2 protein-coding genes are annotated in these 2,557 nt (G+C 63.2%); both read right to left on the reverse strand.

The genetic code is table 11. The features are described from left to right. A partial coding sequence (locus tag EOA38_RS33370) for a glycosyltransferase family 2 protein (RefSeq protein ID WP_127301230.1) occupies positions 1–720 on the reverse strand: 720 nt, incomplete at its 3' end. Between the two features lie 68 nt (positions 721–788). Further along, complete coding sequence (locus tag EOA38_RS33375; RefSeq protein WP_127301231.1) at positions 789–1,946, reverse strand: nucleotidyltransferase family protein; 1,158 nt, start codon at positions 1,944–1,946, stop codon at positions 789–791. Between the last annotated feature and the right edge of the window lie 611 nt (positions 1,947–2,557).

Below are 2,557 nucleotides of genomic sequence, written 5' to 3' on the forward strand. Positions count from 1 at the left end.
GTCGGCGTCAGCAAGGCGCTTCAGATCCTGCGTCCTATGGCGGCCGCTCAGCGAATCGGCGCGCACGATTGCGCCGTAGCCGCAGGACTTGATGATTTTGAAACGCGCTCCGCAGGCGACCGCGCGTGCATAGAGCTCGTAATCCTCGCCGAGCCGCAGGTTTTCGTCATAGCTCAGTCCGTGGCGCTCAAGGAATGCCCGGCTGATCACAGGCTTGAGGAAGCCCAGTTCGCCGCGCAGGACGCGGCGGCGAGAGATGTTGCCTTCGATGAAACCCTCGAAATCGAGGAATTGCGGCTCGGGCGCGAAGGACGGAGCCGCGACCTTGGTAAGGTCGTTCGCGGCATCGTCCCTGATGAGCATGATGTTGTCGGCGGCGAAATCCCAGTCGGCGCTGGCGAACAGCCGGCGGAAGCGGCCCTCGAGGAAGAAATCGTCAGCGTCGAGGATACTGAGGAAAGGCGAAACGGAGGCGTTGATCGCGGCGTTGCGGGCGAAGGACGGACCTCGGTTGACGTCGAGACGCATCACCGAAAGCCTGCCACTGCCGTCGTCGGCGGCGCGCGCCACATGCTGCGTATCGTCGGTCGAGGCGTCGTCGACCACGACGACTTCGGCCACCTCCGCCTCGCGCAAAGCCGAGGCGATGGCGACGGGAATGGTGCGCGCCGCATTGCGGGCGGCGATTATGACGCAGACCCTTGGGGTCGTCACGGGCATGATTCACCTTTCGATTGCATGAGTCCCAGCCAATCCCCTGCCCGAGATGTTGAATGCGAAACCTGTCCTCATCCGTTGCCCCGCACGGGCGTGACGGCGTCCGGCCGCTCGAAGATGCGCCGGCTGAGATCGGCGGAGGCCGCCCATCCGGCCTCGGTCAGATAGCGCACCGGCTCGCGGCCGCAGAGCTCCCATAGCACCGTCCGCCGCTGCGGCCAGCGCAGCGACGACAGCCAGGGCGCGATCACCATGTGGAAGAGGTCGGCATTGGCGATGCGCGCCAGGATCCGGGTGGCGCGGTCCGAGAGCAGTGTGACAGTGCCGCCAAGCAGAACATCGGCCGCGCGCAGGCCAAGCAGCAGCGTATCGGCCAGACCCTGCCCGGCGGCGTGGTCAAGCACATTCTGCTGTTCGGCTTCGCTCAGCCGGCTGGCCGCGGCTCTGACGTCGCAGACGTAGCCGGCGCAAGGCTCGCGGTTGAAGAAGGCCTTGGCCACGCTGATGCAGGACAAGAGCAACATGTCGGACGCCGAAATCAAAGGCATGCCGGTTCCGGCAATCTCGACCTGACGCTTGCGGCGCAGGAAGCCGTCGATATCGCGCGGGCTCGGCGAGCCCGGCTGCTGCAGCCGGTAGTGGAGGTCGACCGTGGCAGCCCGCACGCCGTCGTCGCGGACCATATGCTGCTCGCCGAGGAAGCGCACCCACCAGACCGAGCGCGACTTGCCGGCGACCTCGTAGCCGACCGAGCGCAGGGCCTCGCGGGCGGCGGTGAAACCGGACGGCGAAACCAGGATGTCGACGTCGCCGGACGGCTTCATGAAATGATCGCCATAGAGCAATTGCTGCTGGAGCGGCCCTTTCAGGAAGACGAAATCGATCTGCCTGCCCCGCAGCACCTGATGGATGGCGATCGAATCGCCGATGCAGGCGGCGTTCATCGACATGGTACGCCGGCGATAGCCGTCGAGCCACGCGAGCAACTCTGGAGGCGCGGCGCCAGCCGCCCCGCGTGAGAGAGCCTTGAGCAAAAAGACCGCGACCTTGTTCAGCCTCGCAATGTCGGCGACGTTGGATGCCGAGATTGCCGGAGCAGGCATGTCGCCATGACCGGCGGCACTCGCAGCCGGATTGAAGAACAGCCGCAGACAGGCCTGCACATAGGCGACTTCGTCGGCGCAGCCGGCCGCACGCAGCCTGTCGTAAGAAGCATCCTGCACGGCCATGCCCGATGTCGTTTCTCCGCGAAAACCGCCCGCGGCGGTGTTTATACCGCAACTGCGAAGAAAAGCATCGCCAAAAATCGGGACGGCCATCCAGCGCGTTCCGAGGCAGCCTCGCCTCTGCAACTCAGATTCGCCGGCTTTCCGATCACTTTTGAAGACGGAGCGGACTGCGGCGGCGCAGCCTGGCAAGCGCTATTTTCTGCCGCATTTTTCCTCACGGTCGTAAGCTAGGTATTTGAGTCACTCAAATTATCGCAATTATTTCATATGCTTACTTAATCGACAAAAATCTGACGCTGCGCCGCCGGACCACCTCTGCCCAAAATGGAACCGTCCGCGACTTCATCACCGATGAAGGCGGGCGCAACCAAGAATTGATTAAGGCCTGGTAAATCAGGCTTGACTCATAAATGCTGCCATGCAGCAATTGCTACGCGGCATAGCAATATGCTGGCGGCATTCTGAAGCCGCTTCCAGTCTTAATTGGAGAGTAGAATGGAACAGAATGTTGAGAAGCAGGAGTACGAGGCCCCCAGCCTGACGGTTCACGGCTCGATCGAAACGATCACGCAGGGCGGCGCTGGTACGACGGCGCTGGACGCAGCATTTCC

It is taken from the genome of Mesorhizobium sp. M1E.F.Ca.ET.041.01.1.1 (genome assembly GCF_003997355.1).
GTDB lineage: Bacteria > Pseudomonadota > Alphaproteobacteria > Rhizobiales > Rhizobiaceae > Mesorhizobium.

Bases quoted from the DNA above. Each gene is read 5' to 3' on its own strand.
- EOA38_RS33375 (WP_127301231.1), bottom strand. From the start codon at position 1,946: ATGGCCGTGCAGGATGCTTCTTACGACAGGCTGCGTGCGGCCGGCTGC.